The sequence below is a fragment of the Sinorhizobium chiapasense genome (genome assembly GCF_036488675.1).
GTDB classification, from domain to species: Bacteria; Pseudomonadota; Alphaproteobacteria; order Rhizobiales; family Rhizobiaceae; genus Sinorhizobium; species Sinorhizobium chiapasense.
The window spans coordinates 1,534,528-1,555,724 of sequence record NZ_CP133148.1 but is presented as its reverse complement, the minus strand read 5'-3'; the positions used below and the strand labels follow the sequence as shown (position 1 = coordinate 1,555,724).

The following is a 21,197-nucleotide window of genomic DNA, read 5'->3' as shown; positions in this document are numbered from 1 at the left end:
AAGCGTTCTGGATCGCCGCTTGAGCTGCGACTATTGCGACTTCCCTACCCTGCGGGGGGCTGCCGGTTAGAAATTAAAATAGAGGCTGACTCCGGGCCGCCGGTGGTAGCGGTAATAGTCGCGATAGCCATAATACCCGTATTGGCGAGGGTAGCACCTGCCGTAGTAACGGCAGGAACGCCAAGCGTACCGCCGGTTCCAGTGGCGATCCGCGCGCCAGTGACGATGGCGCCAGTGACTGACCTGTTCGACAGCGCCGGCCTGTACTTCGGGTGTCGGCACGAAGATCGGCGCGGCGTTTAGCGGTAACACGAAAGACGCAGCCAGGACTGCGGCTGTGAGGGCGGATGAGAGCTTCTTCATAGTAAACTCCTCCTCTCTGGCTACCAGCTTGAGCCACCGAGCCTGAACCTCCGATGAATGGTTGCGCGCCCTACCGTCGCAGGACAATTGGCAACCGGCCGCGCAGTGTCAGACATCCAGTGACGTTGGATCCGCAAAACCGGTCGCCCCTTGGAAGTCGCGGATGGCGCGCAGCTGTCAAGGTGTCGAAACCCCGACTTGCCACTGTCATGATCGGCGCCTACATTCATTCTCAGAGCGTCCCCCGTGCCGTTGACCACGGATGTACTGGCAGCGGCATGGGGTGACGACGAAAGGTCGGGTCCGCCCGGCTTTTTTGTTGCGGGTCGCATATTTTGCCGGCAGTGAACACAGGCGGGGGCCTATGCTTCTACGGACAGGCCCCGCCCTAAATCGCTTCTGAAATAATTAGGTTCTTGTACGTGCGCATTGCCGACAACCCACGAAAACCTAGGGTGTCGTGATCGTCGATCTATGGGACCTTAGTCCGGCGCAATGTCGGCAAAGGTCTTAGGCGTATTGCCGTATGTTTTCCGTCGACGTGCGGCGCCGGATCACCCAGCTGCGCCGGTTCCCGGTTCTCCCTAATTGCGCGCGTCCCTAATCCCCTTTCGCGAATAGCACGGCGATCTCGCCCGCTGTATCATGCCGGCCATGCTCCTCGCGGGAGGCGAGTTGAGCGAGGGAGGACAAGCCATGCGTATGTCTTCGGTACTGCGTTTGCTGCGGACAGTTTGTCTTGCAGCGGGTGCTTCTTTCATGTCTGCACCATTGGTCATTGCAAACGACCCACTTCCACCCGAGTTGGAGAAGCTGAAGTCGGCACTTGAGAAATACAAGGACCCCGTCGCCGCTGTGCACGACGGCTATTTCTCGACATTGGGATGTGTCACCTACGCGTCGGGCACGATGGGGGTGCACTTTCTGAACCCCGCGCTGATCGGTCCGGTGCCCGATCCAATGAAGCCAACCTTGCTGGTGTATGAGCCAACTGGCGACAAGCTGGAACTCGTTGCCGTCGAGTGGCTGATCCCGCTCGCCACTGGCGTCAAACCGAATCCCGAACTCTTCGGGCATCCCTTCGACGGCCCCATGGAGGGGCATGAACCGCTTCTGCCGGCGCAGCTCCACCATTACGACCTGCATGCGTGGATCTTCAAACCGAACCCGCTCGGCCTGTTCCACCCGGTGAACCCGGACGTCAAGTGCCCCGAAGGACCCTATACCTTCTTGGAAGAGATGCCGAAGATGCTGCCTCATCCAGCGTCGAGCAAATAAGGGTCGTTGCAAGAGGCGAATTTGGGACAGCGCCCGCCAAACCCCTCCGCGCTGTCCCGGAGCAGGGTGCGGAGGCATGGGAGTGATAGCGTTCGCGACGCGAGAGGGCTTTCGCTTCGCAGTGTGGACGTTTGCGCATTGAAAGCACACCTACAGGGCCGCGCGTCCTATCGGCGCTGTGGTCGCGCCAAACGCCATTGCGGCAACGCCGATAAGCCCGAAGTGCTCTCATGTCCGCGACTGTTTCCCGTTCGCACCCTCTCAAAAAGCGCGTAGACTGTTTCCACCGGCAGATTTGCCCCGAGAGGAGATCGGCCATGAACCCTTTCAATAACTTCCGAGATTATCCCATACTTCCCGGAGAAGTCGCAGTCCTGGATGGCGTTCTGCACAAGGCGCTCGAAGAACGCAACCTGACGGCGGGCAGTGACGAGGCTGAAGAAGTCGCCCAAAGAATCATCAAGCTTTACCAGACCGGCGTCAGGGACCCCGATCAGATTTGGCAGATGATCCGCACGATCTAAAGCGCGTCGCGTTCAAGCGGCCTCATGGGACGCGCATTAGCTCCTTGTTTTCATGCATGTCGTTGTCCCAAAACCGCTGCACACTTTTGGGCGACATGCATTAGCGAGCGCCGAAAGACATTAACTCAGTCGCAGATCGCGATCACCTTATTCTCGGGGAAGGACGCGCGAACGTGGTCGCCGCGATTGAGGCCGATCGAGGGATGCGTGCGAGCAATCAGGTTCTGATCGCCGTCGACACCGATCGTATATTCGGCGACCTCTCCCAGGAAGACCTTGCCCTGAATGCGGCCGTTGACACTGTTCGGCGCCGCATCACTCGCGATGCCGTTGAGCGGCTGGAGCTCAATGTTCTCCGGCCGGATGACGAAGGAAATCTGGTGGCCGGCCGTCATGCTCGAGGAAAACATGCATCTGATCGCGCCGATCGACGTGTGAACGGCGGCGATGTCGCCTGCCCTCACCTGACTTGCGAGCTTGCCGCGCAGAAGATTTGTCCGACCGATGAAGTTGGCGACAAACTCGCATCTCGGCCTGTCGTAGATATCGATGGGCGTTCCCATCTGCGCGATCACGCCGTTGTTCAGCACGGCCACCCGGTCGGAAAGCGCCATCGCCTCGCTCTGGTCATGGGTCACGTAGATCGTCGTGACCCCCCATTCGGTCTGCAGGCGCTTGATTTCAGAGCGCATCTGCTCGCGAAGAAGCGCATCGAGATTGCTGAGCGGCTCGTCGAGCAGCAGCAGCTTCGGCTCGCGCACCAGGGCGCGGGCGAGCGCAAGGCGCTGCTGCTGCCCGCCTGAAAGCTTCGTAGCAGAACGGTTGCGGTATTCGGAAAGCCCGACCATTTCGAGCGAGCGCATCACGCGGGATTCGATCTCCTCGCGCGAAAGATGACCGTTGCGGCGGGTGCGCAAGGGATAGGCTGCATTTTCGAAGACGTTCATATGCGGCCAGATCGCATAGGACTGGAAGACCATGCCGATGTCGCGCTCGTACATCGGCAACTGTATATCGGAACGGCTGTCAAAGAGGTCGCGGCCGTCAAGCTGGATCACCCCGCCATCGGGATGTTCGAGACCCGCGATCGACCGCAACGTGGTCGTCTTGCCGCAACCGGAGGGGCCGAGAAGCGTGAAGAGTTCGCCCTCCTTGACGTCGAAGCTGACGCCGGACACCCCGCCTTTTTGTTCCCCTGCTTCGTTGATGTATTGTTTTACGAGATTGGCAACCCTCAGCATAAAATCCACCTCCCTGGAACGCGACTATGCAGTGAGAATCCGGTAACGGCGCGCCACCAGATAGAAGCATCCGCTAACGCATGTCATGAGGGCAACCCAGACCGTGCCCATGGCGGCGAGCTCGGTGACCTGCCCGTTCTGCCAGAGATCGAACAGGCTCACGGCGACGAGCGAGCTTCCGGGTCCGACGAGAAGAAGCGGCAGCGACATGGCCCGCACAGCAAGCAGGAAGACGAACAGCCAGCAACTGATCATCGATGCCGACAGCAGCGGCAGGACGATCTTGATGAAGGTCTGCATCTGTGGCGCGCCGGAAGCTGTCGAAGCCTCTTCGAGATCGGAATGGATCTGCAGCACGCCGGCATAGGCATAGCGCATGCCGTAGGGCAGATAGGCGACGGCCGAAGCAACGATCACCGAGCTCAGCGTCCCGTAGAACGGGAACGGCAGATTGACGAAGACCTGCAGGAAAGCGACGCCCATGACGATCGAAGGAAATGTCAGCGGCGCGGTGGCGAGCTGGTCAAGCACCCATGCTGCAGGTTTGCGGCGAACGGCGAGCCACGCGCAAAGGGCCGTGAATGGCACGACAAGGCTCGCCGTGATCGTACCTAGCACCAGCGTGTTGACGAGCGTCGAGCGGAAAAAGCCTGGACCGATCACCGTCGCGTAGTTCTTCAGCGTCCAGCGCGAGAGGCTGGCGATGCTGAAACTTCCGAAGAAGGGTTGGAAGGACACGAAGACGATGATCGCCAGCGGCAGGCCGATGACCAAGAGCAGGATGGCGACGAGGGCCAGCATGCTGACATAGCGGCCACGCCCGAGATCGATCACGCGCGGACGGTATCCCTTGCCGGTTATCGTCTGATACCGATGCGCGTGCCGGGAAAGGCGCCCGTAGAAATAGAGCAGGCAGGCAAGGAACGCGAGCAGACAGACGGAATAGGCTCCGGCCTGACCGAAATTCGGCGGCGTTGTCGCACGCGAACTCTGGTAGATGCTCGTGCTCAAGACCTCGATATTTCCTGCAAGACCGACGATTGCCGGAACCTCGAAGGATTCGAAGGCACGAATAAAGCTCAACAGCAGCAACGCCAGCACGCCGGGCATGCCCATCCTCAGAGTTATCTTCCAGAAGGTCGCGATCGGCCCTGCCCCGCTCATCATCGATGCTTCCTCGAAGGCGGCATCCGTCGAGCGCAGGACCGCGGACATCATCAGGAAGGTCAGCGGCACGAATCCGACGCCTTCAATCAGGATCATCCCTGGCAGCGAATAGACGTCGAATGTCGGCGCCGACGCCCCGAACATCGCCTTCAGCATCTGGTTGAACGGGCCTGATTTGCCAAGAATCATGAGCCAGGCAACGGTGTAGAGCACGTGCGGGATCGCAAGCGAGATGACGGCACCGAGGAAGGCATATTTGCGGCCCGGCGTATTGGTCCGTTCGACGATGATGGCGAGCACAGTACCGAGGACGATCCCGACGCAGCCGGAACCGAGCGAATAGACGGCGGTGTGCACGAGGCTTCGCAGGAAATAGGGATTGCGAAGGAGATCGGCAAAAAACTGAAAGGTGAACTGATCGAAAGAACCGTCGAAATTGGTCGTGTAGAGGCTCGAGGCGACCAGGTAGGCGGCCGGCGGAATGATGAGCACCAACAGAATGGCGGCCAGAATGAGCACGACGGGCGAAAAATTGATCTTCCTGACCGTCGGCACCGTTGCGGCGGATAATTGAAGCGTTTTCATATCGCTTAGAACTCTCTCGTCTATTGCCGGTCAGAGAGGCCGCCCGATCGGCGGCCTCGCTCCAATCATCTAAAATACGTCTGGTACAGTTCGTCCGACTTTTTGCCGTTGTTGACGAGCGCCTCCGGGCGAACGAGGTTTTCCTCGTAGCCGACTTCATGCGGCACGATCTTCTGAAGCATCTCCGAAGGCAGCACCTTCGGATGGGCGGGGAAATAGTCCGCGCCAAGCAGGATCTTCTGACCGTCTTCCGACAGGAGGAAATCGGTAAAGAGCGCCGCGCCGTAAGGATGCTGGATGTTCTTCGGGATCAGCAGCGTAGCCGTCGTCGAGGCGACTGGGCTCATGAGCTGCGACGCGACGGGCGCGCCGTCCTCCGCACTGATCAGCGGATGATGACAGAAGACATTGAGCGCCATCGCATATTCGCCGGCGATCACCCGGTCGACGAGCGTGCGTGCGCTGCCGGCACCGAAATTCACGATCTTCTGCGCCGAAAGTTTCTTGAGGTAGTCTTCCGCCTTTTCCTCGCCCCAGGCGGAACGAAGATTCGTGATGAACAACGGCGTGCCGCTCTCGCTGCCGATCCGCCAGGCGATCTGGCCTTGCCACTTCGGATCGAGAAGGTCCTCGTAGCTCTTCGGAACGTCGGCCGCCTTCACCATGTCGGTGTTATAGGCCATGCAGTAATAGCTCACCCGTGTCGCGGCCCACAGGTGGTTGGGATCGCGGTAGGAATCCGGATACTGATCGAGCATCGGCGAGGTGAAGGTCTGAACCGCTTCGGCCTTGATCAGGTTCTCGCTGACGCTGGTGCCTTCGACGACGTCGACGACGACATTGTTGGCGCGTTCTTCGGCAAGCACACGCTGCGCGATATCCTCGGAGTCACCGCGCCAGAAGGTCACGCTCACCGAGGGATACTTCTTCATGAAGGCCTCGGTGAGCGGCTGCAGGGCCTGATCGGCGATCATTGCCGAATAGACAACGAGCTCGCCTTCCTTGGCAGCACCTTCCGCGAGAACCTTCTCTCGATCGGCACCGGCATAATGCAGGATCTCCTCCTGACTCTGCGCAAACACCGGTGTTCCGAGACCCGCCAAGAGCGGGAACGCCATAAATAAGCTAACTGACTGCGTAATGTGGCTCCGTCTGTTCATTGTCTTCCTCCCAAAGACCGCTGGTGATGATGAGGGCGTCGGCTATTTTCACACCCCTCCCGCGGATGCGAACGAAGACCGGATTGAGATCGATGGCCGCAAACTGGCCATCGGTCGACGCCACGAAGTTCGAAAACGCGACGAGACAATCAATCAGGGCTTCTCTATCGAGTGGGGGAGTGCCGCGGAAACCGTCAAGCTGAACGGAAATCTTCAGCCGGGCGACCATTTCCGTGGCCTGCTGACGTGTTAGCGGAGCCAAACCGACACTTGCATCCTTGAACACCTCGACCATTACGCCGCCGCCGCCCACGACAACCAGCGGGCCGAATTGTTCGTCATACGTCATGCCGATAATGAATTCCGCGCCTTCACCAACCATTTCCTGCACGAGGATACCGTCGATGGCGGCCTCTGGACAGGCCGTTTTGGCATTCGTCAAAATCTTCAGCGACATCGTTTCGGCATCGTCGACGGTCGCGCCAAGATGGACGCCGCCGACATCCGATTTGTGCGGAATGTCGCGCGATTGTATTTTCAGGGCGACGCGGCCGCCGACCTTTTCAGCCAGCGCTTTTGCTTCCTTTGGCGTCGCTGCGAGATATTCCCGCGTTACCGGAAGGCCGGCCCGCCCGAGGATGCGCTTGCTTTCCGCCTCGTTGAGGGCAACGCCGGCGCGGCCATTCCCAGGCGCGCGGCGCGTCTGCGATGGCTCGCGGCCAGCGGACATGTTGTGCCGAAATGCCGCGTAATCGGTCAGGTGGCGGATCGCGCGCAATCCGAGCTCGACATCCTCGACCAGCGGTAGCCCCTTCTCTCCCGCATAGCCGCGCCAATGCGCGGTCAGGCTGTTCGAGATAAAGGACAGGACGAGCAACGGCTTGCTTGCCGTCCTGGCGATCTCGGCCACGCGCCCGACGAGCTTGTCGTGATTCTCGGCGCCCTCGAGGCGCATGCCGAGAACAAGACCGATGACGTCGATCTCGGCGCTATCGAGAAGCGCGCCGACGACGCCTTCGATCGCGCCATCCTGGCGCAGGCGCGGCATGCCGACCGTATCGAGCGGATTGCCGAAGTCGCGTGCGACGCCGAGCGCCTCGCCGACGCGGCGGCTGGTCTCCTCGTCGATCCGCCCGAAGGTGACGCCGGCCCGCTCGCCGAGGTCACCGATCAGCGACGTGGCGCCGCCCGAGACCGTCAGAAGGCAGACACGGTTCCCCGCAGGCAGGGGCGCCGTCGCAAGAAGCGCTGCCGTTTCCACCAGATCGTCGAGACTCGAAACGGCGGCGACGCCGTTTGCGCGGAACAGTGCCTCATACGCCTCGTGCCGGCCGGCAAGCGTGCCGGTGTGGGCGAAGGTCGCGGCCTGGCCGGCGGTGCTCTGGCCGAGCTTCAGGATGACCAGCGGCTTGACCCTCGAGGCCCGCTCGACGGCGGCACGGAACCGTCGCCCGTCCTTGGCACCCTCCATGATGCAGGCGATGACGCTCGTCTTCGGGTCATCCGCAAGGAAGTCGATATAGTCCGCGAGGTCCAGCACCGCCTGATTGCCGATGGAGATCAGATAGTTCATGCCGATGCCGCGATTGGCACTGAGCTCGGCAACCGCATTGAGCAGGCCGCCGCTTTGCGAGACGAGCGAAATGCCGCCGGCATCGAGCTTTGCGGGAATGTCGGCCATGGTCGCCGCAAACCGGTGGGCGAGCGTCGCGATACCCATGCAATTGGGTCCGGCGACCGCCATGCCCGAAGCCTTCGCAATGGCTTGAAGACGTTCCTGTCGCTCCCGGCCCTCGGGCGTGCCCGCATCGGCAAAGCCTTCGGACACGACGAGAGCGGCGCGAACGCCAATCGATGCGGCCTCCTCGACAAGCGTGAGCACGCCTTCGGCCGGAACCGATATGACGATGCAGTCCGGCACGGCAGGGAGCGCACTGAGGCTGGGGACGCAGGGTACGCCGGCGATCTCCCCGGCATTGGCATTGACCGGCCAGATCTCGCCCGCGAACCCGGAGCGCAGCGCCGAATTCAGCATCTTGTTGCCAGCGCCACCCTTGGCGGATACCCCGACAAAGGCAACGGAACGAGGCGCAAGCAGGCTCCTGGCAGGAAGGGAGTGTATCTGGCCAGCCATGTGTTTCCTCATTCCCTCACGACACGGAACTTGGGGAGCGTGAAGCCCTGAGCGGGATGGTCCTCGTAGACGATCTCGACCGTCTGCCCGACTGTGTGGATGTCGGTCGGCAGGTCACCGCCGACGAGCTGGGAGCTGATCAACGGCCCTTCGTCGAGCTCGATCAGCGCATAGACGTAGGGCACCTCTTCCTTGAACCCCGGATGGAAGGCCCAGTGATGGATGTTGAAGGCGAAGATCTTTCCGCGCCCGGACGCCTCCGTCCATTCGCAATTCGCGGCAAAGGGCTCGTTGTCGTGGTTCTGGCAATAGGCCTTCGGCCAGTAGACCGCGCCGCATTGCTTGCATTTCCAGACGAGCAGCTTGTGCTCTTTGAGCCCGTCCCAGAAAGCTTCATTGTCATGGTCGATGCTAGGATAGGGCTTCTTCCAGTCGAGGTCGACCGTGTAGGATTGCGGATTGATGTTCATGCGTGCCTCCCGAGCAGCGTGCAGGTGTGGATGGAGCACATGCCGGGAGAGACGAGTTCGCCGCCATGGCCGGTGGTGAGAACGATGTCGCAATCCTCGATCTGGCGTTCGCCGGCTTCGCCGCGAAGCTGCCGGACGGACTCGGCCAGTCCGGTCAGATCGCCGAGGTGGTAGCAGGAGAGCAGGCCGCCGCCGGTGTTGACCGGGATCGAGCCACCGGGCGCCATGTTGCCGTCAGCGACGAAGGCACCCCCCTCGCCTTTCTTGCACCAGCCGTAGTCCTCGAGTTGGAACAGGACCTCTGCCGTGAAGCAGTCGTAGAGCTGGGCACAGTCGACATCGTCAAGCGTAATGTCGGCCTGACCGAACGCCTGCTTCTTGGCTGGCTCGACGGCCATGTGGGTGAAATTCTTCTTCTCCCACCACAAGTCGGCGGAGACTTCTCCAAATCCCTGGCCGAGCACATAGACCGGCGGCTTGGCGCAATCCTTGGCGCGGTCCGCCGTCGTGAGGATAAAGGCGATCCCGCCATCGGATACCTGGCTCATGTCGAGCAGGTGATAGGGCTCGGCGACCAGCGGGGAGTTCTGATGGTCCTCGACAGTGATCGGCCGGCCATACATCTTGGCTTCCGGATTCATGCAGGCCCATTGCCGTTCGGCGACGGAAATGGCGCCGAGTTGGGCGCTCGTCGTGCCGTAGACGGCCATGTGGCGAGCCGCCATCCAACTATGGTGGCTGACGGCGCGGGAGTCACCGAGCGGCTTGCCCCAGTAGCCACGCTTTTCGGCATGCGCCATGCCGCGAAACCCCTTCTTGCGGGTCTCCTGCGACTGCGACCAGTCCGTCACGGCACCCATCAGCACGACGTAGTCCGCGATGCCTCTATCGAGATAGGACATGGTGGCAGCCATGCCGAGGCCGGCCAGCGCGCCGCCGCGCCCACAGGTGAAATAGAAATTGTTCTTGATGCCGAGAACACGCGTAAAGGCGTCCGAATAACTGGCGCGATCACCGCCGCCGCCCGTACGTCTAAGATCGATCGCGCCACCGATATCGGCCCTTGTCAGGCCCGCATCGGCGATCGCAAGCCTCGCCGCCTCTGCCGCGATCATTCGTTCCGATCGGTCCGGCTGCGGCCCGGCGACAACGCCGAGGCCAACGATCGCGTATTTTCCGGAAGATGCATGCTTTCCCACCTCGGTCATCCTTTCGTCATCGTGAAGCTTCGTAATTCTCGGTCGCCCTGTCCCCGGCATCGGCCTTTTGCACTCCGGTTCCAGGGCCGGACGGTAGTCGGAGCATTCCGCCGTCGACGGACAGGCCGCCAAAGGGATCGCCGAGCAGCCGCTCGAACTCGCCGAGCTCGCAGGCGTATTCGGCTCCCGGAAGTGCGCAGGCGAGGTGAATGGCGAAGGAGGAGAGCAGCCGGCTGCCGACAGCGGCACCCATCCGGTACTGGATGCCCGCCTCTTCACAGAGCGCAGCCGCCGTGAGCGTATTGCGGATCCCGCCGAGCTTCGGGATCTTCAGGCTGATCGCATCCACGCGCCGGTGTTTTGCCAGGTCGTAGACTTCTGCGAGAGAGCCTGCCGCCTCGTCGGCCTCGACGGCGATCGGGACCATCCTCGTCACGAGCGACAAGCCTTCGCGATCCTCGGCTGGCACCGGCTGCTCGACGAGCTCGATGCCATGATCCGCCATCTTGAGGATCGCGGTTACCGCATCTTTCGGCGAATATGACTGGTTGGCATCGATCGTCAGGTGCACGTGCGGGCCGACCTCGGCACGGATAGCCACGACCCGCGCGACATCCTCGTCGACATGGCCGTGCACCTTGATCTTCAGGTAACGGTATCCCTGGTCGACAAGGCGCCTCGCCTGAGCGGCCATCTCATCCGGTGACTTGATGGCAAGAATGCGCAGGATCGGCACCTCGCTGCGCAGTTTACCGCCTAGCAGCGTCGTCAGCGGGACATTCAGCGTCCGTGCCAGAAGGTCGTGGAGCGCGCAGTCGACAGCGGCCTTGGCCTGCGGAGCTCCACGGAGCCTGCGGTCGAGCCCCTGCATGATGGCGCCGATCTCGTCAGCGTGCCTGCCGAGCACCAGGGGACGGAAATGACCGAGTTCGGCAACGAGCGTGGACTTGATCGAGCCCATATGGGCAGTGGCCGAGGCATAGCCGAACCCCTCGGCATCTGCCGTTGCGATGCGCAGGATCACGCCTTCCGTGTTCGGATTGGCGCCAAGCGCGAATTTCCATTCCGGATCGTCCTTCTTCAGGACCACCGGCTCGATATCGAATGCGACAATTTCCATGATTCAGCTCCCGTTGCGCAAAACGTCGGCAGAGCAGAATTCTCAGGCGGTTCGGGCCTCGCTGTTGAACGGAACGACGCGGCGGCCGAGATAGTGAGCCTCGGGACCGTAGAGCAGGTCGCGCACATCGGCTGGCGACAGCAACTTGATGAGCTGGTCTGTCTGGCCGCTCAGCGGCAGCACCAGCCCGCCCGCCTGCGCAAGGTCGAGAACGACGTCCATGTCTTTCTCGTGCCAGGTGAAGCGGGTTCCGTCCCAGCGCTCCAAGGTATTGTTGTAGCCGGGGCTCTTCAGCAGAATCTCGCGCATGCGCTGCGCATCGACGCCGTAGCGCTTGGCAAGGAGCAGCGCTTCGTAGTTGCCGACACAATGGATCCAGTGCAGCAGATTATTGCAGGCCTTGGCGAGCTGTCCGGAGCCGAGATCGCCGACGTGCAGAACATCGCGGCTGTAGCTCATCAGCACCGGACGCGCCATTTCGACGGCGTCCTCCCGGCCACCGCAAAGCGAAAGCAGCGTCCCCTCGCGCGCGCCCTCCAGGCCGTAGACAACCGGCGCGTCGATGAAGTTTACGCCATAGCTGTCGCAATACTCTCCGAGTTCGCGCATCGTGCCCGGATTGTTGGTGGCGGCGATCGCAATGACCGAGCTCTTCTTGACGTGGAGCGCCAGTTCCCTGGTCACGGCGCGCGACTGGTCATCGGTCGCGACGACGGCGATGAAGACGTCGGCCATCGTGGCAAGATCAGCGAGGTCTTTCGCAGCCGTGATACCCGCGGCCGACGCCTTGGCGAGACATTCCGCGTCGAGGTCGTAGGCCGCTACTGCGAATCCCGCCTTCAGCGCGTGTGATGCCATGGCCAATCCCATTGCGCCGACGCCCACGAATCCAACTCTTACTGACATGCAATCCTCCCCGTGCCTTGAAAAAAGCCAGCCGAAACCGTTGGGACGCGCGGCGCGCTCCCTGAAGGCCGACCATGATCAGGCGATGATTGAATCCGGACTGTCCGGAAATGCTCCTCCTCGACCGTCGCTTCGGTTGTGCGACGCCGTCTCCTCACGGCTTCGTACAACCCCGTCCTGAAGGACTTCTCGCTTCGGCCTTCCCGTGCGCAAATCGTTGGTAGCCGCCGGGAATGATCGAAGTCTGCGGGCCGGAAGTTCTAAAATCAAGAAGAATGATTTGATATCGTTCAAACCAAAAGTTAGAACTGATTATCGTCAAATCCAGTTTCTCGGGGAGGTGAAATATGGATCTGCGTTCGGTCAATCGATTCCTTGCAGTCGCTGAACTGGGGAGCCTGAACAAGGCTGCGCAACGCCTCAATCTTTCCCAGCCGGCGCTTTCGAAAAGCATCCAGATGCTCGAATATGCTTTTGGAGTGCCGCTGCTCGATCGCGGGCCGCGCGGCATCACGCTTACGTCTTTCGGCGAGGCGGTCTTCGATCATGCCCGGCGCATTGCGGCGGAGATGCGCAAGATGGAGAGCGATATCAAAGCGATCCGCACACTTGGATCAGGCGAGATCAACGTCGGCGCTCCGCTTGGCCCGGACAGCCGCACGCTGGCATTCGCGATCCTCAGACTTGTGACCGACGAGCGGCGCCTCACCATCAACATTGCCAATGGCACCCGCAGCGACCTGATCCGCCCATTGCTGCTGGGGGATCTCGATTTCCTGATCGCGACCCTCTTCGAGCCGGAGGACCTTCCACCCGATGTCGAACAGAGCGAACTCTATCTCGATTCCATGATCCTCGTCGTCCGCGCCGGTCACCCGATGCTTGACGGTCATCAGATCGAACTCAACGAACTGGCGCAGTATCCTTGGGTGGTATTGACCGGCAACCGCGATCTCGAAGGCGCGCTGCGCAAGCTTGTAGGCATGGAATTCAAGAGATCGGTTTTGCGCAGCGGCTCCCCGATGTTCGTCAAGAACATTCTCCAGAAGAGCGAGTTCATCGGCCTTGTGCGCCAGGACGCCGTACGCATCGAGCTCGAGACAGGTTCATTGGTCGAGATCGACATATCCGCTCAGCTCGACATCCACGAGTTCGTGCCGCCGCAGAAGGTGGGACTGATCTTCCGATCGGACGTCTCGATTCCGGTGGCGAGCCAGGCCCTGATCCAGGAGATCACAGCCGCAACACGCGCAAACTCCGGAGCTCTCACCAAGCTGACGGAGATGTGAAACCGGCGTAGCCCGCCCTTTACGTGGTTCACGGCGAGGCGTCGGCGGAGCAACCGCCCGCTTTGCCGGAGGATTTCGCAACGGCCAGGGAAATTCACGGAATTTTAGGTACTTGCGGAACACATATGGAACAGATAGTGTCTGTTCTTGATTTGTTTCGCGACTCTGGAGTGACGCGCCATGCTAACCCGCAAGCAACAGGAATTGCTTCTGTTCATTCACGAGCGAATGAAGGAATCCGGGGTGCCGCCGTCCTTCGACGAGATGAAAGACGCATTGGACCTCGCCTCCAAGTCGGGCATCCACCGGTTGATCACCGCGCTTGAAGAGCGTGGCTTCATTCGCCGTCTTCCCAACCGGGCGCGCGCGCTCGAAGTCATCAAGCTGCCCGAGGCCTACACCACGAGCCCGCAGCCACGGCGTGGCTTCTCGCCAAGCGTGATCGAAGGCAGCCTGGGCAAGCCACCTGCCGCGCCTGCCGCCACGACGAAATCGGCGCCACCGAGCGATACTGCATCGGTTTCCGTGCCGGTCATGGGGCGGATCGCGGCCGGCGTCCCGATTTCCGCGATCCAGAACAACACTCATGACATTTCCATCCCGGCCGAGATGATCGGCAACGGCGAACACTACGCGCTCGAGATCAAGGGCGACTCGATGATCGAGGCGGGTATCTTCGACGGCGATACCGTGATCATTCGGAACACGAACACGGCCAATCCCGGCGACATCATCGTTGCGCTTGTCGACGATGAGGAGGTAACGCTCAAGCGGTTCCGCAGAAAGGGCGCATCCATCGCGCTCGAAGCGGCCAACCCGGCCTATGAAACGCGGATATTCGGACCGGACCGCGTCAAGATCCAAGGCAAGCTCGTCGGCCTTATTCGCCGCTATCACTAGTTGAGACGGGCTGGTGAGTCGGGCTCAGCAATGCGACTTGCGGCAGTGATTCAAATTGCTACAGCGCCCTTTCCGCACCTGAGCAGACGCGCGGCGCTGGAGAAAATCACACTGCAACTCGGGTGGCCAAAACCAAAGGCCCTGCTCTACCGCCTTGCAGAGGGCCAATCCGTTAATGATGGCACTGATCGCCGCGAATCGCGTTTGCGCGGGCCAAACGGTTTTGCCGTAAGCCAAACACTCACACAGCGTCCGGCTACACATTCATCGTTGATTTTCTTGAAGTAAAAGCTTTGGAGGCCTCGCCCGGAATTGAACCGGGGTACAAGGATTTGCAGTCCTCTGCGTCACCACTCCGCCACGAGGCCTCTCACGCTCGATCGATCAAGCGATGGCCGGCGTTTAGAACGAATCTATGAGGAGTGCAAGGGGAGTGGTTCGAAAAAGGTGGGACGGCGCCAGGTCATCCACGTTCCCCCCAGCGCTCCGCTAATGCGCGCTTGGCACCCCGCGGCCGCATGTGCCTTTCAGGATTTGTCGGAAGAATTTTGCTGGCCGCGCCAGCGCGCCCACCAGACCGCCAGCTTGCGGCGACGACGGCGGATGGCCGGTATGTCGTGAGAAAGCACGAGCAGCCCCAGAGGAATCATCCAGAAGCCTAACACCGGCAGGAAGCCCAATACGCCGCCCACCACAAGGAGCGTCCCAACAAGAATTCGCAGCACCGGTGAGTCGGGCAAGTTCATACGCCATTTGCCGAGGACGAGCTCGTGGGTCTGCGGGTCGATGCCGAAATGTCGTTCTTTCCTGCCGTTCGTCATTATTCCTCTTTCATGCTCCTCCCCAGAATTGGGGCCTTCTCCACAGCCGCGCAACGGACGTTGTCATTTTTTTTGAAAAACCGCTTGGCAAATCGAAAAAGCATTTGTATTAGCAGCCTCACTTCTGCGGCGCAGATGATCCCTGGTAGCTCAGCGGTAGAGCACTCGACTGTTAATCGATAGGTCGCCGGTTCGAATCCGGCCCGGGGAGCCAGTTTCAAAGAGCCATTCGCGGCAAAGGCCCGAGTGGCTCTTTTTTCGTTTGTCGGCATAGTCTCTGAAGGTTCCTCATGCGTGTTGCATGGCTTTTCCTGGTTCTCGCGATCACGACAGAGGTCGCCGGCCTCACGGCGATGAAAGCTGCTTCCGCCTCCGGCTCCTATGCCGGGCATGCGATCATGTACGCATCGATTGCACTCTCATACGTGTTCCTTGCCAAGGCCGTGAAGACGATCTCCGTCGGCGTCGCCTATGCCATCTGGGAAGGGTCCGGTGTGGCCCTCATCACGATCGTCTCCGTGTTCGTCTTCGGCCATGCACTCAGCGGCCGCGAGATGCTGGGCCTGTCGATGGCCGTTGCAGGCATACTGCTCGTCAACGCCGGTGAGGTCGAGCAAGAGGAAGCGGCGGGAGAAGCCGCCCGATGAGCGCCGATGGCTTCTATTTCGCTTTCGCGGTTATGGCCGGCATTCTCGACGTCGCAGCGAATCTGGCCTCCACGAAGTCGAACGGCTTTGCCCGGCGCGGCTGGGGCGCGCTTTCGATTCTCCTGGTGTTGGCCGCCTTCGCACTGCTCGCGAAAGCGATTAAGGGTATGGAACTCGCCATGGCCTATGCGGTACTTGGCGCCACCGGCATTTTCGGCACCGCGATCTGCGGGCGCCTTTTCTTCGGCCAAAAGCTAAGGCCAGTCGGCTGGGTCGGCCTGTCGCTGGTCTTTGGTGCGGTTCTGGTGCTTCACACCGCCTGACGCGGCCTGCCTTTTGAACCGGAGCGCTCTTTCTTTGCGGCGGTGGCGGGTGCACGCCCCGGCACGAGCCAGTTGAGAAGCGCAAAGTAGGCGCCATAAGGCAGGAACCGCAGCAGCTTAACGGCATAGACAAAGCGTTTCGGGAAGGTGATCTCGAAGCGCCCGGATTTCAAGCCGAGGCATATGCGCTCCGCCGCCTCGTCCACGCTCACCATCGCCGGTCGCGGGAACCTGCCTCTCGCCGAAGCGGCCGTATCGACAAAGCCCGGACAGATCAACTGCACGCGGATGCCGATACGATCGAGGTCGAACCTCAAGCTCTCCGCCATATTGATGAGCGCCGCCTTGGTCGCTCCGTAAGCGGCGCTCATCGGTAGGCCGCAGTATCCCGCCACTGACGAGACGACGGCGATCTGGCCATGCCCGTTCGCCTTCATGTGCTCCACAACGGGCACGAGGCAATTGACCACACCATGAAGATTGACGGCGAAGCTCTTATCGAAGGCTTCCCGACCAAGATCATCGCCACGCACCGGAATCGCCACCCCCGCATTGAGCACGGCCAGAGCCACCCGCCCGTGGTCGTATTCGACGGCTGCCAGCAAACGTTCCATATCACGCGGATCGGCGACGTCCCCATCGAGAACGACAATCCTACCCGGGCCCGACGCCTCATGCTGAAGTGCCACCAGCCTCTCGTGGCTGCGCGCCGTGACGACCACCGAGTAGCCTTCCTCCACCAGCCTGAGGGCCACGGCGCGGCCGATGCCCGAACTCGCCCCCGTTATCCACACCAGTCCATGCTCGGGTCGGGCTGTGAATGCAGTCGTCATTTTGTCCTCGCGTCCATCGGGAAGGGCTTTGCCTTCCAAGACCCGTGGCTGTCTCCCCCGGCCCGGGCTCAATACCTCTCCGACGGCAACGCCTGCCCACATTTTTCTCTTTCGACCGATCTTTTGACGACCGAGACGAATTTTGCCCGGGACAGGTAAGCTGCGAAACGCTATTTCTTGCCTCGTACACAGGCTGAGCCGAAAACACGCCAATATTTCGGCGATCTTGCCTGTAAACCAAATGTTTATCGGATCGCCGTTCATCAGGGATTATGCTGGGTTCGGACCCGGCGTCCGTTCCGTCCAGCGTGAGGTTTTCAGAATGACCGTTCTTCCGTCCGTGCTCGAAGCGATCGGCAACACGCCGTTGATCCGGCTCCAAGCCGTTTCCGAAGCCACCGGCTGCACCATCCTGGGCAAAGCGGAATTTCTCAATCCGGGGCAATCGGTGAAGGACCGCGCAGCCTTGTGGATCATCCGGCAGGCGGAAAAATCCGGGCAGTTGAAACCCGGCGGCGTCATCGTCGAAGGCACTGCCGGCAATACCGGAATCGGTCTCGCGGTCGTAGGCAACGCGCTCGGATACCGTACGGTCATCGTCATTCCCGAAACGCAGACTCAGGAGAAAAAGGACGCGTTGCGCCTCATGGGTGCCGAGCTAGTCGAAGTTCCCGCGGTGCCGTACAAAAATCCCAACAACTACGTGAAGGTTTCGGGCCGACTGGCCGCCGAACTTGCCAAGACAGAACCGAACGGCGCGATCTGGGCAAACCAGTTCGACAACGTCGCAAACCGCGACGCGCATGTGGAAACGACAGCGCCGGAAATCTGGCGCGACACAGACGGCAAGGTCGACGGTTTCATCTGCGCGGTAGGCTCTGGAGGCACGCTCGCCGGCGTGGCTCAAGGGTTGCGGGCCAAGAATCCTGCTGTCAAGATCGGTATTGCCGATCCGGAAGGGGCCGCACTTTACAACTACTATGCACATGGCGAGCTCAAGGCGAACGGAAGCTCGATCACCGAGGGGATCGGGCAGGGCCGCATCACCGCCAACCTTGAAGGTTTCACGCCGGACTTCGCGTACCAGATTCCCGATTCGGAAGCCGTGCCCTACGTTTTCGACCTGATCGAAAAGGAAGGGATCTGCGTCGGGGGCTCAACCGGCATCAACATTGCCGGCGCGGTACGGATCGCCAAGGACCTGGGCCCCGGCCACACGATCGTGACGATTCTCTGCGACTATGGTAACCGCTACCAGTCGAAACTCTTCAACCCGGACTTTCTGACCTCCAAGGGCCTGCCGGTGCCAAGCTGGCTCAAGACCACTTCGAACATCACCGTGCCATACGAACCCGTCGGATAACATTCGCGATGACCAAGACCGTTACCGCCCTCTTCCGAGAAGACTTCTACCTCTCGACCTGCGAGGCAAGCGTGACCGGAATTCTCGATGATGGCGGAATCGAGCTTGATCAGACATGCTTCTACGCCACCTCCGGCGGGCAGCCGGGGGATACCGGCTTTCTCGAGCGTGGTGACGGAGGCCGAATCGCGATCGCAGGCACCCGGCACGGCGCCACCAAGGACGTCATCATACACGTCCCGGCGGAAGGTCAGCCTTCGCCGGCGATCGGCGAAAAGCTCGTCCTCCACATCGACTGGCCGCGCCGGTACCGATTGATGCGCATGCACACCGCCTGCCACCTGCTTTCCGTCGTTTGCCCCTTCCCGATCACCGGGGCGGCTGTTGGCGAGGACGAAAGCCGCGTCGATTTCGACATGAGCGAAACGATCGACAAGGACCAGGTGACGGCAGCGCTCATCAAACTCGTCGAAGAGAACCACCCCGTTTACGTGCAATGGATCACCGACGAGGAACTCGCCGCCAACCCGGGCATCGTCAAATCGAAGAATGTCCGCCCGCCGATGGGTCTTGGCAGGGTGAGCCTCGTCTGCATCGGAAAAGACTCCGCCGTCGACAGCCAACCCTGCGGTGGCACACACGTTTCCGAGACCCAGGAAGTAGGCGCGATTCACATCGCCAAGATAGAAAAGAAGGGTAAGGAGAATCGGCGTTTTCGGATACGCTTCGGAACGCCGGAAGATTGTCCGGCTGTTTGAGTCTGTGGAGTGACGACAATGGATAACAAGAACGAGAACAAGAGTGCTTTCGTCGTCTCTGCGGACTGGCTCCAGCAGCGCCTTGCCGATCCGTCGGTGAAGATCCTCGACGCCGCCTGGTACCTGCCGGCGCAGAACCGGGATCCGAAGTCGGAATACGCGGCCGCGCACATCCCCGGTGCTATATTCTTCGACCAGGACGCCATCGCCGATCAATCAAGCGGTCTGCCGCATACCCTCCCCTCACCGCAAGCCTTCGCCCAGGCCGTTGGCGCCATGGGCATCGGCGACGACGATACGATCGTCGTTTACGACGGGCCAGGCATCTTCACCGCGCCGCGTGTTTGGTGGATGTTCCGGATCATGGGCGCAAGGAACGTCTTCGTTCTCGATGGCGGGATGGATGGTTGGAAGATGGAGGGGCGGCCGGCGACCACGGAAATCCCTACCCCGACGCCACGCGTTTTCAACGCTACGTTCGATGCGGCTGCCGTCACCTCCTTCGAGCGCATGAAGGAGGTCGTAGAAAAGCGGCTCCTGCAGATTGCCGATGCGCGCGGCGCAGGCCGCTTCACCGGCGAGGAGCCGGAGCCGAGAGCAGGCATGCGCTCGGGGCATATGCCTGGAGCCAGGAACCTGCCATCCGGCGTTTTTTCCGAAGAAGGCAAGCTCAAGAGCCTCGACGCCTTGCGCCAGACCTTTAGCGATGCCGGCGTCGACCTGACACAGCCGGTCGTCACCACTTGCGGGTCCGGCGTCACCGCGGCAATCATAACTCTTGCCCTTCAGTCGCTGGGGCACACGGACAATACGCTCTATGATGGCTCCTGGTCGGAATGGGGCGGGCGGCCCGACACGCCGGTAGCGACCGGCAGAGAGTGAATGCCATGCAAGGATCGAAGCCTGCAGCGATCACGGCGCACGTGACCGAACTCGAGATGACGTCACCGCCCAAACAAAGCCTGCCGATACCCGTCAACATCCACACGGCCGTATTGCGTGTATCGGACATCCCGCTCGCCTACTATCGCTTCCTTTACCTTCGCGTCGGCAAGCGCTGGCATTGGACGGAGCGCCTGCGTATGAGCGACGAGGAACTGGCGGATGTGCTCCACAACAAGGCGACGACGGTCACCGTACTCTACGTCAACGGTGCGCCGGCAGGCTTCTTCGAACTGCACGAACGCGAGAACGAAGTCATTGAACTCACCCATTTCGGCCTCATGGAACACGCGCTCGGTCTCGGCCTGGGCAAATGGTTCCTGCTGCAGACGTTGCTGGCGGCCTGGGCGATGAACCCGAGCAAGGTCAGGGTGACGACGAACAATCTCGACCACCCGCGCGCTCTTCAGCTCTATCAGCAGTTCGGTTTTTCGCCGGTCGCGACGCGGGAGGCAATCGTCGAACCGTTGAGTGACGCCGAGTTGCTTGCCTTGGCCAAAGAGCTCTGATGGCCACGATGCGTGCGTCTCCTGACACTGCAGCACTTTGAATTGCTTGTTTTTCCTTGAATCGGCTCCGGGTCAAGGAAACGTGCAGCAGGCAAGTTTCGGGTGTCGAAACGAACCGAAACGGCGCATCCATCTCCTTCAAGATTTCTTTTCGACGAGGAGAACCGCCATGAGTCTACGCTACATCCCCATGTCCGACGGTGACGCGGAACGACTGCGCGACGGCGGCCTTGATGCCTATGGCAATCCGCCTGAGCGTCGCGTCTCGGACGGGGACGGCGTTCCCTGCCGGCACTGCCTGCGCAACGTCGATCGCGGCCGGCCCTACCTTGTGCTCGCCTATCGACCCTTTGCGTCAGTGCAGGCTTACGCGGAGACGGGACCGATCTTCCTGCACGCGGACGAATGCGCCGCGCACGACAGACATGCGCTGCCACCCATTCTCGCATCCAGCAAGGAATATCTATTGCGGGGATATGGGATCGACCATCGCATCGTATACGGAACCGGTGGCGTCGTTGCGGCGGATAGGCTGCCAGAGCGCGCCGAAGAACTGCTGGCTCGGGCGGACGTCGCCTACGTGCACGTCCGTTCCGCCAAATACAATTGCTATCAGTGCCGTATCGAGATTGCCTGAGAAAAAGCGCGCGCCTTATGAGGCACAC

The 21,197-nt window shown here is 61.0% G+C and carries 22 protein-coding genes and 2 tRNA genes; 12 read left to right on the top strand and 12 right to left on the bottom strand.

The window, feature by feature from the left end; all coding sequences use genetic code 11:
- Positions 1 to 66: 66 nt before the first annotated feature.
- Positions 67 to 363, bottom strand: a complete 297-nt coding sequence (locus RB548_RS07530; RefSeq protein ID WP_331374322.1) for a hypothetical protein — start codon at positions 361 to 363, stop codon at positions 67 to 69.
- Between the two features lie 696 nt (positions 364 to 1,059).
- Between RB548_RS07530 and RB548_RS07525 the strand changes: the two genes are divergently transcribed.
- Positions 1,060 to 1,641 carry a hypothetical protein gene (locus RB548_RS07525; RefSeq protein WP_331374321.1) on the top strand — a complete coding sequence of 194 codons (582 nt, stop codon included), beginning with the start codon at positions 1,060 to 1,062 and terminating at the stop codon, positions 1,639 to 1,641.
- Positions 1,642 to 1,958: 317 nt separating this feature from the next.
- A complete protein-coding gene (locus RB548_RS07520) occupies positions 1,959 to 2,165 on the top strand; it encodes a hypothetical protein (RefSeq protein WP_331374320.1) in 207 nt (68 codons plus the stop codon).
- Positions 2,166 to 2,290: 125 nt separating this feature from the next.
- On the opposite strand, the gene RB548_RS07515 is transcribed toward RB548_RS07520, so the two are convergent.
- The 8 genes from RB548_RS07515 to RB548_RS07480 form a co-directional block, all read right to left on the bottom strand.
- Positions 2,291 to 3,406 carry an ABC transporter ATP-binding protein gene (locus RB548_RS07515; protein ID WP_331374319.1) on the bottom strand — a complete coding sequence of 372 codons (1,116 nt, stop codon included), beginning with the start codon at positions 3,404 to 3,406 and terminating at the stop codon, positions 2,291 to 2,293.
- A gap of 24 nt (positions 3,407 to 3,430) precedes the next feature.
- On the bottom strand, positions 3,431 to 5,158 hold the full coding sequence (locus RB548_RS07510) for an ABC transporter permease (RefSeq protein ID WP_331374318.1): 1,728 nt from the start codon (positions 5,156 to 5,158) through the stop codon (positions 3,431 to 3,433).
- 65 nt (positions 5,159 to 5,223) lie between these two features.
- Positions 5,224 to 6,240, bottom strand: a complete 1,017-nt coding sequence (locus RB548_RS07505; RefSeq protein ID WP_331374317.1) for an ABC transporter substrate-binding protein — start codon at positions 6,238 to 6,240, stop codon at positions 5,224 to 5,226.
- A gap of 43 nt (positions 6,241 to 6,283) precedes the next feature.
- On the bottom strand, positions 6,284 to 8,452 hold the full coding sequence (locus RB548_RS07500; RefSeq protein ID WP_331374316.1) for an acetate--CoA ligase family protein: 2,169 nt from the start codon (positions 8,450 to 8,452) through the stop codon (positions 6,284 to 6,286).
- An 8-nt stretch (positions 8,453 to 8,460) separates the two neighbouring features.
- Positions 8,461 to 8,922, bottom strand: a complete 462-nt coding sequence (locus RB548_RS07495; RefSeq protein WP_331374315.1) for a Zn-ribbon domain-containing OB-fold protein — start codon at positions 8,920 to 8,922, stop codon at positions 8,461 to 8,463.
- Complete coding sequence (locus RB548_RS07490) at positions 8,919 to 10,121, bottom strand: thiolase family protein (RefSeq protein ID WP_331374314.1); 1,203 nt, start codon at positions 10,119 to 10,121, stop codon at positions 8,919 to 8,921. Before RB548_RS07490 ends, RB548_RS07495 begins: the two co-directional genes overlap by 4 nt.
- A 16-nt stretch (positions 10,122 to 10,137) precedes the next feature.
- On the bottom strand, positions 10,138 to 11,241 hold the full coding sequence (locus RB548_RS07485; RefSeq protein WP_331374313.1) for a mandelate racemase/muconate lactonizing enzyme family protein: 1,104 nt from the start codon (positions 11,239 to 11,241) through the stop codon (positions 10,138 to 10,140).
- Positions 11,242 to 11,283: 42 nt separating this feature from the next.
- Entirely contained in the window at positions 11,284 to 12,147 is an 864-nt protein-coding gene (locus RB548_RS07480; protein WP_331374312.1) for an NAD(P)-dependent oxidoreductase, read from the bottom strand.
- 347 nt (positions 12,148 to 12,494) lie between these two features.
- Between RB548_RS07480 and RB548_RS07475 the strand changes: the two genes are divergently transcribed.
- Positions 12,495 to 13,436, top strand: coding sequence for a LysR family transcriptional regulator (locus RB548_RS07475; RefSeq protein WP_331374311.1), 942 nt, complete (start codon positions 12,495 to 12,497; stop codon positions 13,434 to 13,436).
- A 180-nt stretch (positions 13,437 to 13,616) separates the two neighbouring features.
- Positions 13,617 to 14,336 (top strand): transcriptional repressor LexA, encoded by a 720-nt coding sequence (lexA, locus tag RB548_RS07470; RefSeq protein ID WP_331374310.1) that lies wholly within the window; start codon positions 13,617 to 13,619, stop codon positions 14,334 to 14,336.
- 294 nt (positions 14,337 to 14,630) lie between these two features.
- On the opposite strand, the gene RB548_RS07465 is transcribed toward lexA, so the two are convergent.
- Together RB548_RS07465 and RB548_RS07460 are read right to left on the bottom strand one after the other, a co-directional pair.
- A tRNA-Cys gene (locus RB548_RS07465) sits at positions 14,631 to 14,704 on the bottom strand.
- A 159-nt stretch (positions 14,705 to 14,863) separates the two neighbouring features.
- Entirely contained in the window at positions 14,864 to 15,157 is a 294-nt protein-coding gene (locus tag RB548_RS07460; RefSeq protein ID WP_331374309.1) for a hypothetical protein, read from the bottom strand.
- 139 nt (positions 15,158 to 15,296) lie between these two features.
- Between RB548_RS07460 and RB548_RS07455 the strand changes: the two genes are divergently transcribed.
- From RB548_RS07455 to RB548_RS07445, 3 genes are all read left to right on the top strand, one after another.
- Positions 15,297 to 15,371, top strand: a tRNA-Asn gene (locus RB548_RS07455).
- A 76-nt stretch (positions 15,372 to 15,447) separates the two neighbouring features.
- Positions 15,448 to 15,804, top strand: a complete 357-nt coding sequence (locus tag RB548_RS07450; protein ID WP_331374308.1) for an SMR family transporter — start codon at positions 15,448 to 15,450, stop codon at positions 15,802 to 15,804.
- Positions 15,801 to 16,127: an SMR family transporter gene (locus RB548_RS07445; RefSeq protein WP_331374307.1), complete on the top strand. Its 327-nt coding sequence runs from the start codon at positions 15,801 to 15,803 to the stop codon at positions 16,125 to 16,127. The genes RB548_RS07450 and RB548_RS07445 overlap by 4 nt, the downstream gene beginning before the upstream one ends.
- On the opposite strand, the gene RB548_RS07440 is transcribed toward RB548_RS07445, so the two are convergent.
- The gene (locus tag RB548_RS07440; protein ID WP_331374306.1) at positions 16,115 to 16,960 is read right to left on the bottom strand and encodes an SDR family NAD(P)-dependent oxidoreductase; all 846 of its coding nucleotides are present in this window, start codon (positions 16,958 to 16,960) and stop codon (positions 16,115 to 16,117) included. The two genes, RB548_RS07445 and RB548_RS07440, sit on opposite strands and share 13 nt — an antisense overlap.
- Before the next feature lie 322 nt (positions 16,961 to 17,282).
- Between RB548_RS07440 and RB548_RS07435 the strand changes: the two genes are divergently transcribed.
- The 5 genes from RB548_RS07435 to RB548_RS07415 all read left to right on the top strand — a co-directional run bounded on the left by RB548_RS07435 (position 17,283) and on the right by RB548_RS07415 (position 21,169).
- A complete protein-coding gene (locus RB548_RS07435; RefSeq protein ID WP_331374305.1) occupies positions 17,283 to 18,323 on the top strand; it encodes a cysteine synthase A in 1,041 nt (346 codons plus the stop codon).
- Positions 18,324 to 18,331: 8 nt separating this feature from the next.
- Positions 18,332 to 19,081 (top strand): alanyl-tRNA editing protein, encoded by a 750-nt coding sequence (locus tag RB548_RS07430; protein ID WP_331374304.1) that lies wholly within the window; start codon positions 18,332 to 18,334, stop codon positions 19,079 to 19,081.
- A gap of 18 nt (positions 19,082 to 19,099) precedes the next feature.
- Positions 19,100 to 19,963, top strand: coding sequence for a 3-mercaptopyruvate sulfurtransferase (sseA, locus tag RB548_RS07425; RefSeq protein WP_331374303.1), 864 nt, complete (start codon positions 19,100 to 19,102; stop codon positions 19,961 to 19,963).
- A gap of 5 nt (positions 19,964 to 19,968) precedes the next feature.
- Positions 19,969 to 20,532 (top strand): GNAT family N-acetyltransferase, encoded by a 564-nt coding sequence (locus RB548_RS07420; protein WP_331374302.1) that lies wholly within the window; start codon positions 19,969 to 19,971, stop codon positions 20,530 to 20,532.
- Between the two features lie 169 nt (positions 20,533 to 20,701).
- The gene (locus RB548_RS07415) at positions 20,702 to 21,169 is read left to right on the top strand and encodes a DUF1203 domain-containing protein (protein WP_331374301.1); all 468 of its coding nucleotides are present in this window, start codon (positions 20,702 to 20,704) and stop codon (positions 21,167 to 21,169) included.
- Positions 21,170 to 21,197 lie beyond the last annotated feature (28 nt).

What these genes read in the sequence shown, in the direction of transcription:
- RB548_RS07530 (WP_331374322.1), bottom strand. Translation starts at nt 363, where the DNA reads ATGAAGAAGCTCTCATCCGCCCTCACAGCCGCAGTCCTGGCTGCGTCT.
- RB548_RS07525 (WP_331374321.1), top strand. Translation starts at nt 1,060, where the DNA reads ATGCGTATGTCTTCGGTACTGCGTTTGCTGCGGACAGTTTGTCTTGCA.
- RB548_RS07520 (WP_331374320.1), top strand. Translation starts at nt 1,959, where the DNA reads ATGAACCCTTTCAATAACTTCCGAGATTATCCCATACTTCCCGGAGAA.
- RB548_RS07515 (WP_331374319.1), bottom strand. Translation starts at nt 3,406, where the DNA reads ATGCTGAGGGTTGCCAATCTCGTAAAACAATACATCAACGAAGCAGGG.
- RB548_RS07510 (WP_331374318.1), bottom strand. Translation starts at nt 5,158, where the DNA reads ATGAAAACGCTTCAATTATCCGCCGCAACGGTGCCGACGGTCAGGAAG.
- RB548_RS07500 (WP_331374316.1), bottom strand. Translation starts at nt 8,452, where the DNA reads ATGGCTGGCCAGATACACTCCCTTCCTGCCAGGAGCCTGCTTGCGCCT.
- RB548_RS07495 (WP_331374315.1), bottom strand. Translation starts at nt 8,922, where the DNA reads ATGAACATCAATCCGCAATCCTACACGGTCGACCTCGACTGGAAGAAG.
- RB548_RS07485 (WP_331374313.1), bottom strand. Translation starts at nt 11,241, where the DNA reads ATGGAAATTGTCGCATTCGATATCGAGCCGGTGGTCCTGAAGAAGGAC.
- RB548_RS07480 (WP_331374312.1), bottom strand. Translation starts at nt 12,147, where the DNA reads ATGTCAGTAAGAGTTGGATTCGTGGGCGTCGGCGCAATGGGATTGGCC.
- RB548_RS07475 (WP_331374311.1), top strand. Translation starts at nt 12,495, where the DNA reads ATGGATCTGCGTTCGGTCAATCGATTCCTTGCAGTCGCTGAACTGGGG.
- lexA (WP_331374310.1), top strand. Translation starts at nt 13,617, where the DNA reads ATGCTAACCCGCAAGCAACAGGAATTGCTTCTGTTCATTCACGAGCGA.
- RB548_RS07460 (WP_331374309.1), bottom strand. Translation starts at nt 15,157, where the DNA reads ATGACGAACGGCAGGAAAGAACGACATTTCGGCATCGACCCGCAGACC.
- RB548_RS07450 (WP_331374308.1), top strand. Translation starts at nt 15,448, where the DNA reads ATGCGTGTTGCATGGCTTTTCCTGGTTCTCGCGATCACGACAGAGGTC.
- RB548_RS07445 (WP_331374307.1), top strand. Translation starts at nt 15,801, where the DNA reads ATGAGCGCCGATGGCTTCTATTTCGCTTTCGCGGTTATGGCCGGCATT.
- RB548_RS07440 (WP_331374306.1), bottom strand. Translation starts at nt 16,960, where the DNA reads ATGACGACTGCATTCACAGCCCGACCCGAGCATGGACTGGTGTGGATA.
- RB548_RS07435 (WP_331374305.1), top strand. Translation starts at nt 17,283, where the DNA reads ATGACCGTTCTTCCGTCCGTGCTCGAAGCGATCGGCAACACGCCGTTG.
- RB548_RS07430 (WP_331374304.1), top strand. Translation starts at nt 18,332, where the DNA reads ATGACCAAGACCGTTACCGCCCTCTTCCGAGAAGACTTCTACCTCTCG.
- sseA (WP_331374303.1), top strand. Translation starts at nt 19,100, where the DNA reads ATGGATAACAAGAACGAGAACAAGAGTGCTTTCGTCGTCTCTGCGGAC.
- RB548_RS07420 (WP_331374302.1), top strand. Translation starts at nt 19,969, where the DNA reads ATGCAAGGATCGAAGCCTGCAGCGATCACGGCGCACGTGACCGAACTC.
- RB548_RS07415 (WP_331374301.1), top strand. Translation starts at nt 20,702, where the DNA reads ATGAGTCTACGCTACATCCCCATGTCCGACGGTGACGCGGAACGACTG.